Annotated in this window: 5 protein-coding genes and 2 pseudogenes; 5 read left to right on the top strand and 2 right to left on the bottom strand. The window is 68.2% G+C overall.

Annotated elements, in window-relative coordinates:
• A pseudogene (locus AX685_RS22550) lies at positions 1–445 on the top strand (hypothetical protein); the annotation flags it as partial.
• Positions 446–541: 96 nt separating this feature from the next.
• Here AX685_RS22550 and AX685_RS10645 read toward each other — a convergent pair.
• Positions 542–1,786, bottom strand: a complete 1,245-nt coding sequence (locus tag AX685_RS10645) for an argininosuccinate synthase (RefSeq protein WP_066488416.1) — start codon at positions 1,784–1,786, stop codon at positions 542–544.
• Positions 1,787–1,902: 116 nt separating this feature from the next.
• Between AX685_RS10645 and AX685_RS10640 the strand changes: the two genes are divergently transcribed.
• Both AX685_RS10640 and AX685_RS10635 read left to right on the top strand, forming a co-directional pair.
• Positions 1,903–3,945, top strand: coding sequence for a S46 family peptidase (locus AX685_RS10640; RefSeq protein WP_066488413.1), 2,043 nt, complete (start codon positions 1,903–1,905; stop codon positions 3,943–3,945).
• 77 nt (positions 3,946–4,022) lie between these two features.
• Entirely contained in the window at positions 4,023–4,460 is a 438-nt protein-coding gene (locus tag AX685_RS10635) for a hypothetical protein (protein WP_066488410.1), read from the top strand.
• Positions 4,461–4,476: 16 nt separating this feature from the next.
• Here the strand turns inward: AX685_RS10635 and AX685_RS10630 are convergent, their stop codons facing one another.
• Positions 4,477–5,700, bottom strand: coding sequence for an SAM-dependent methyltransferase (locus AX685_RS10630; RefSeq protein WP_066488408.1), 1,224 nt, complete (start codon positions 5,698–5,700; stop codon positions 4,477–4,479).
• Positions 5,701–5,808: 108 nt separating this feature from the next.
• Here AX685_RS10630 and thrC point away from each other — a divergent pair, with 108 nt between their 5' ends.
• Positions 5,809–7,206, top strand: coding sequence for a threonine synthase (gene thrC, locus AX685_RS10625; RefSeq protein ID WP_066488405.1), 1,398 nt, complete (start codon positions 5,809–5,811; stop codon positions 7,204–7,206).
• Positions 7,206–7,408, top strand: a pseudogene (locus AX685_RS10620) (class I SAM-dependent rRNA methyltransferase); the annotation flags it as partial. The gene thrC and the pseudogene AX685_RS10620, both read left to right, overlap by 1 nt.

The following is a 7,408-nucleotide window of genomic DNA, read 5'->3' as shown; positions in this document are numbered from 1 at the left end:
GGCGACCGCCGATGACAGCGCCAGCGCGAAGCTGACCGTCGCAGGCGGCGGGTTGCAACTGTTGGGCGGCGACGTGGCGGTGGCGACGCTGTCGCCGCGCGCGCTGCTGGGGGTGGGCGCGGTCGGCGCGATCAAGATGCGGCTGGTGCAGGGCGACCTGGCGGGCGAATGGCAGCCGCTGGCGCGGGTCGTGCGTTTGCCGCGGATCACCGCCGTCGCCTGCCCCGCCGCGACGGGCGCGTGCACGCTGACCGGGGAGCAATTGTTCCTGATCGCCGGCGTCGCGGCGGAGGCCGATCCGGCCAAGGCGCAGGCGGTGCCGCTGGGCTTCGTCGGCGAGAAGCTGGACGTGCCGCACCCCGCGAACGGCGCGCTGTTCCTGAAGCTGCACGACGCGCCCGGCGACATGGTGCGGGTGACGGTGCCGACGAAGCGGGGGAAGTAGCGGGGTTACGCCGGGTGCGGTTCGCGATCTTCGCGACCGTCACGCGGCGTCCCCCCGCACGGGCCGTCACCGTGCCCCCACCAAACCCGCCCGCGCTTACCGGTCGCGGCGGCCCAGCAGGCGCAGGCGCAGCGCGTTCAGCTTGATGAAGCCGGCGGCGTCGCGCTGGTCGTAGGCGCCCTGATCGTCCTCGAACGTCACGACCTTCTCCGAATAGAGCGAGTAAGGCGACTTGCGGCCCGTCACGATGACATTGCCCTTGTACAGCTTGAGCCGGACGGTGCCCGACACCTTTTCCTGGCTGTGGTCGACCGCGGCCTGCAGCATCTCGCGCTCGGGCGAGAACCAGAAGCCGTTGTAGACCAGTTCGGCATAGCGGGGCGCGAGTTCGTCCTTCAGGTGCGCGGCGCCGCGATCGAGCGTGATCTGCTCGATCCCGCGATGCGCCAGCGCGTAGATGGTGCCGCCGGGCGTCTCGTACATGCCGCGGCTCTTCATGCCGACGAAGCGGTTCTCGACCAGGTCAAGCCGGCCGATGCCGTGCTTGCGGCCCAGGTCGTTGAGCTTCGCCAGCAGCGTCGCGGGCGAAAGCGCCTCGCCGTTCAGCGCGACGCCGTCACCGCGCTCGAAATCGATCGTGATCGTCTCCGGCTGGTCGGGCGCGTCCTCCGGGTTGACGGTGCGCGAATAGACGTAGTCGGGCACCTCGTCCCACGGATCTTCCAGCACCTTGCCCTCCGACGAGGTGTGGAGGAGGTTGGCGTCGGTGGAGAAGGGCGCTTCGCCGCGCTTGTCCTTGCTCACCGGGATCTGGTGCGATTCGGCGAACTCGATCAGCTTCGTGCGGCTGGTCAGGTCCCATTCGCGCCACGGCGCGATCACCTTGATATCCGGGTTGAGCGCATAATAGCCCAGTTCGAAGCGGACCTGGTCGTTGCCCTTGCCGGTCGCGCCGTGGCTGACCGCGTCGGCGCCGACTTGTCTCGCGATCTCGATCTGGCGCTTGGCGATCAGCGGGCGCGCGATCGAGGTGCCGAGCAGGTACAGCCCCTCGTACAGCGCGTTCGCGCGCATCATCGGGAAGACGTAGTCCTTCACGAATTCCTCGCGCAGGTCGTCGATGAAGATATGCTCGGGCTTGATCCCCATCAGCTCGGCCTTGGCGCGCGCGGGTTCCAGCTCCTCGCCCTGCCCCAGATCGGCGGTGAAGGTGACCACCTCGCAACCATATTCCGTCTGGAGCCATTTCAGGATCACGCTGGTGTCCAGCCCCCCGGAATAGGCAAGAACGACCCGGTTGATGCCGGCCTCGCCGGTTGGACGCTTGATCTGATCGGTCATAGGGCAGCTTCCTTTCGCGCGCGCCGCTACGCGCTCACGCGCGCGAGGGCAACCATCTTGCCGACGCAGGCGTAGTGGCGCACAAGCCGACGTAACAAAATTACATAGGGGTTGTGATGAAGAAGTTGACCGCTGTTTCGCTGGCGACAATGCTGACCGCGTCGCCCGCGCTGGCCGACGAAGGCATGTGGACGTTCGATGCCTTTCCCGCCGCGCGGATGAAGGCCGCCTATGGCTGGGCACCCGACAAGGCGTGGCTGGACCGCGCACAGGCCGCTGCGGTGCGGCTGACCGGGGGCTGTTCCGCCTCGTTCGTCAGCGGCGAGGGGCTGATCCTGACCAACCACCATTGCATCGCCCAATGCGCGCAGGACCTGTCGTCGAAGGACAAGGATTACCTCGCCGACGGCTTCGTCGCCGCCGATCGCGCTCGCGAGCTGAAATGCCCCGGCCAGCAGGCGGAGGTGGTCACGGCGATCACCGACGTCACCCCGCGTGTCACCAAGGCGATCGGCACGCTGACCGGCGAGGCGCTGACCAAGGCGCGCGACGCGGCGATCGCGACGATCGAGGCGGAAGGGTGCACCGACAAGGAGACGACGCGCTGCCAGGTCGTCACGCTGTACGGCGGCGGCGAGTACAAGCTGTACACCTACCGCAAATATTCCGACGTGCGGCTGGTATGGGCGCCGGAATTCGCCGCGGCGTTCTTCGGCGGCGACCCGGACAATTTCAACTTCCCGCGCTACGCGCTCGATGCCTCGTTCCTGCGCGCCTATGAAAACGGCAAGCCCGCCGCGACGCCGCAGCATCTGACGTGGAACCCGCGCGCCCCGATCGAGGGCGAAGCGACCTTCGTCGTCGGCAATCCGGGGCGCACGCAGCGGCTGCTGACGCAGGACCAGCTGGCGTTCCAGCGCCAGTTCACGCTGCCGCTGATGACGACATTGCTGTCCGAGATGCGCGGCCGGCTGATCGCGGCGAGCGAGCAGTCGCCGGAGCGGCGGCGCGAGGCGGCCGACACGCTGTTCGGGATCGAGAACAGCTACAAGGTCTATTGGGGCCAGGCGCGCGCGCTGGACGATGCCGGCTTCGCGGGCAAGCTGGCCGCGAACGAGGCCGACCTGAAGGCGAAGGCGGGCAAGCAACTGGGCGATCCGTGGGGCGATATCGCGCGCGCCGACGCGGCCTATCGCGACATCGCGCTGGATCACTTCTTCCTCGAACAGCGCGCGGGGATGTTCTCGACGCTGTACGGCTACGCCCGCACGATCGTGCGCGCTGCCGCCGAGCGCGAGAAGCCCAATGCCGAGCGGCTGCCGGGGTACACCGATTCGGCGCTGCCGCTGCTGGGCAAGCAGCTGACCGACGCCACGCCGACCTATCCGTGGCTGGAGGAGACCGCGCTGTCGTTCTGGCTGTCGAAGACGCGCGAATATCTGGGCGCCGATTCGCCGCAGGTGAAGGCGCTGCTGGGCCGCGATTCGCCCGAACAGCTGGCGGACCGGCTGGTGACCGGCACGAAGCTGGCCGACCCGGCGGTGCGCAAGGCGCTGTTCGACGGCGGCATGGCGGCGGTACGCGCATCGAAGGATCCGCTGATCCAGTTCGTGGCTCGCAACGATCCCGCCGCGCGCGCGCTGCGCACCGAGTTCGCGCAGAAGGTCGACGCCCCGGTCACCGCGGCGCAGGCGAAGCTCGCACGGGCGCGCTTCGCCGCTTATGGCGCGGGCAACTACCCTGACGCCACGTTCACGCTGCGCATCAGCTACGGCAAGGTCGAGGGATGGACGGAGCGCGGCGCGAAGGTGCCGTATCGCACGACCCTGGCCGGGCTGTACGAACGCGCCACCGGGCAGGAACCGTTCGTGCTGGCCAAGGCCTATGCCGCAGCGAAGCCGCGGCTGGATATGACCACGACGTTCGATTTCGTCACCACCAACGACATCATCGGCGGCAATTCCGGGTCGCCGGTGATCGCGAAGGACGGGTCGGTGATCGGCGCGGCGTTCGACGGCAACATCCATTCGCTGGGCGGCAATTTCGGCTACGATCCGGTGCTGAACCGCACCGTGGTCGTCTCCACGCAGGCGGTGCAGCAGGCGCTGGAGAAGGTTTATCCCGCGCCCGAATTGGTCCGCGAACTGGCGGCGCGCTGAGCCGTGCAAACGCCCCCCGCCCACCGGCGGGGGGCCGTTCAGCCGGGGTACAAGCACGCATCGCGATAGCGCGCGGCATGAAGACCGTTTCCCCCACGACGCTGGCCGCCGCGCTGGTCGCCTTCCTGTCCATCCCCGCGCTGACCGCGGTATCGTTCGCGCAGGAGACGCGCGCGGGCGCCACCGCCAAGCTGGACGCCGAATTCGCCGCGTCGGACACCAACCGGGACGGTTTCCTGTCGCCGGCCGAAGTAGAGGCGCGGATGATGCGCATGAAGCTGTCGGGCGGGCGCACGCTGGATGCGGTTCATGCGAAGCGTGTCGCCGCGCTGTTCATGGCGCGCGCCGACGCCAACAAGGACGGCAAGGTCAGCAAGGCCGAATCGGCCGCGCTGATGGGCACCGTCTTTTCCGCCTACGACCTCAACCGCGACGGCAAGGTCGATGCGTCAGAGGCCGCCAAGGCGCGCGCCGCCGCCAAGGCGATGGCACGGGGCGCGCCCGCGGCGAAGTGACCGGGGGGCTGCGGGTTCAGCCGCGCAGCCGCCGTTCCTCCTCCACCATATAGTCGCGGGTCAGCGGCAGGGTGGTGCGGTCGCGGCTGAACTGGATCTGGTAATTGACCAGTGACCCGTTGGTGAAGCTGACCGCCGCGCCCGCCAGGTAGAAGGTCCACATCCGGTAGAAGCGTACGTCGTAGAGCGCGACGATCGCGTCCTTCTGCGCCACCGTCCGGTCGTACCAGGCGCGCAGCGTCAGCGCGTAATGCAGCCGCAACACCTCGATATCGGTGATGAACCAGCGGATGAAATCGTTCGACTCCAGTATCTCCGACAGCGACGGGATATAGCCGCCGGGGAAGATGTATTTGTCGGTGAACTTGTCGGTGAAATTGGGTCCGTCGGCGCGCCCGATCGTGTGCATCAGCATCACCCCCGTCGGGGTCAGCAGGTCGCGGCATTTCGACAGATAGGTGCGGAAATTCTTCGTGCCGACATGTTCGAACATGCCGACCGACACGATCCGGTCGAACGTGCCGGTCATGTCGCGATAGTCGATCAGCTCGAACCGCACCTTGTCCGCCACCCCCGCCTCTTCGGCGCGACGGCGCGCGACCTTCAGCTGCTCCTCCGACAGGGTGATGCCCAGCACCTCGGCGCCGGTCTTCGCATGGATGTACAGCGCCATCCCGCCCCAGCCGCAGCCGACGTCGAGCACGCGCATCCCCGGCTCGATCGCCAGCTTGGCGACGATATGCGCCTTCTTGTCCGCCTGCGCGGTATCCAGATCGTTCGCCGGATCGATGTAATAGGCGCAGCTGTATTGTTTGTCGGCGTCGAGGAAGAGATCGTAGAGCCGGTCGGACAGGTCGTAATGGTGCGCGACGTTGCGTTTCGAGCGGACCGTCTGGTTGCGCGTCAACGCGTGGCGGATCTTCCCGCGCATCGTGCGCCAGCGGTTCGCCGCCAGATTGTTGACGCCGTTTTCCCAGCGCGAGTTGCTGGTGGCGAGCATCAACAGGTCCATGATGTCGCCCTGCTCGATCGTCAGCCGGCCGTCCATGAACGCCTCCGCCACGCCCAGCGACGGGTCGGCCAGAATCGCGCGATAGACCGCGGTATCGTGAATCGTGAACGACACCGGCGCCAGCGCCGGATCGGGGGTGCCGAAGGTCGCGGTGCTGCCATCGGGCTTGGTGAGGGTGAGCTGGCCGCGCCGGATCGCGCGCGACAGGAAGTGATCGATGAGCGCCATGCTGCGCTTGCTAACCCCTCGGCCCCCGCCACCGCAACCTTTGCCGCGCCCCCACACCCGCGCTTCGGCGTTGCATGGGCGCGGCCAAGGACGTAGGCGCCTGCTTCCATGCGCTACGTCAGTACCCGTGGGACCGCCCCTTCGCTCGATTTCGCGGGCGTCACGCTCGCCGGCCTCGCCTCCGACGGGGGGCTGTACGTGCCCGAATGCTGGCCGACGCTGTCGCGAGACGAGATTCAGGCGCTGGCCGGGCTGAGCTATGTCGATACCGCGGTGGCGGTGATGGCGCCGTTCGTCGCCGGATCGCTGACCCGCGACGAACTGACCGCGCTGTGCACCGCCGCCTACGGCCGGTTCGATCACGCCGCGATCACCCCGCTGGTGCAGATCGACCACGACCAATGGCTGCTGGAACTGTTCCATGGGCCCACGCTGGCGTTCAAGGACGTGGCGCTGCAATTGCTGGGGCAGCTGTTCGAACGCTTCCTGAAGGGATCGGACCAGCATCTGACGATCATCGGCGCGACCAGCGGCGATACCGGATCGGCGGCGATCGACGCGGTGGCGGGGCGCTCGGGCGTCGATATCTTCATGCTCCACCCCGAAGGGCGCGTCAGCGACGTGCAGCGCCGGCAGATGACCACGGTGGGCGCGCCCAACGTCCACAATATCGCGATCCGCGGCGATTTCGACACCGCGCAGGCGCTGGTGAAGGCGATGTTCAACGATGCCGCCTTTGCCGGGCGGTTCCGGCTGTCGGCGGTCAATTCGATCAACTGGGCGCGGCTGATGGCGCAGGTGGTCTATTATTTCTACGCCGCCGTCCGGCTGGGCGCGCCCGCGCGCGCCGTAGCGTTCAGCGTGCCGACCGGGAATTTCGGCGACGTCTTCGCCGGCTATGTCGCGGCGAAGATGGGGCTGCCGGTGGCGCGGCTGGTGGTCGCCACCAACGTCAACGACATCCTGGCGCGCGCGCTGGCCAGCGGCGATTATTCCAGCCGGCAGGTGGTGCCGACCGCGACGCCGTCGATGGATATCCAGGTGTCCAGCAATTTCGAGCGGCTGCTGTTCGACCTGGGCGGGCGCGACGGCGCGGCGCTGGCCGGGCAGATGAAGGGGTTCGAGGCGACGCGCGCGATGCAGCTGACCAATGCGCAGCGCGACGGCGCGGCCGGACTGTTCGTGGGCGAGCGGGTCGATGCCGACGACATGGCGCTGGCGATGCGCCATGCGTGCGATACCGCGGCGCAGGTGATCGACCCGCATACCGCGATCGGGCTGGCCGCCGCGCGCCGCCACGCCACGCCGGGCGTGCCGATGGTGACGCTGGCGACCGCGCATCCCGCCAAGTTCCGCGACGCGGTGGAACGCGCCACCGGCGTGCGCCCCGCGCTGCCCGCGCGTGTCGGCGACCTGTTCGACCGCGAAGAGCGGTTCACGGTGCTGGAGGCGACCTATGACGCGGTGTCCGGTTATGTCGCCGCGCATGCGGTGCCGCGCGGCTGATGCAGCTGGTCACGTTCACCGGGGAGCCGTGGGCCGATTACGGGCTGGTCGATTCGGGTCACGGCCGCAAGCTGGAACGCTATGGCCGGTTCCGCTTCATCCGCCCCGAACCGCAGGCGCTCTGGGCGCCCGCGAAGCCCGACTGGCAGGCGCACGGCGAATTCGTCCCCGGCAGCGACGAGGACGGCGGCGGGCAATGGCA

The organism is Sphingomonas sp. CCH9-F2 (assembly GCF_001556735.1).
GTDB classification, from domain to species: domain Bacteria; phylum Pseudomonadota; class Alphaproteobacteria; order Sphingomonadales; family Sphingomonadaceae; genus Sphingomonas; species Sphingomonas ginsenosidimutans.
The sequence above is the reverse complement of the archived record's forward strand: the minus strand, read 5'-3'. Positions and strand labels throughout refer to the sequence as shown.

Excerpts from the sequence above, each read along its gene's own strand:
- AX685_RS10645 (WP_066488416.1), bottom strand. The coding sequence starts at position 1,786 with ATGACCGATCAGATCAAGCGTCCAACCGGCGAGGCCGGCATCAACCGG.
- AX685_RS10640 (WP_066488413.1), top strand. The coding sequence starts at position 1,903 with ATGAAGAAGTTGACCGCTGTTTCGCTGGCGACAATGCTGACCGCGTCG.
- AX685_RS10635 (WP_066488410.1), top strand. The coding sequence starts at position 4,023 with ATGAAGACCGTTTCCCCCACGACGCTGGCCGCCGCGCTGGTCGCCTTC.
- AX685_RS10630 (WP_066488408.1), bottom strand. The coding sequence starts at position 5,700 with ATGGCGCTCATCGATCACTTCCTGTCGCGCGCGATCCGGCGCGGCCAG.
- thrC (WP_066488405.1), top strand. The coding sequence starts at position 5,809 with ATGCGCTACGTCAGTACCCGTGGGACCGCCCCTTCGCTCGATTTCGCG.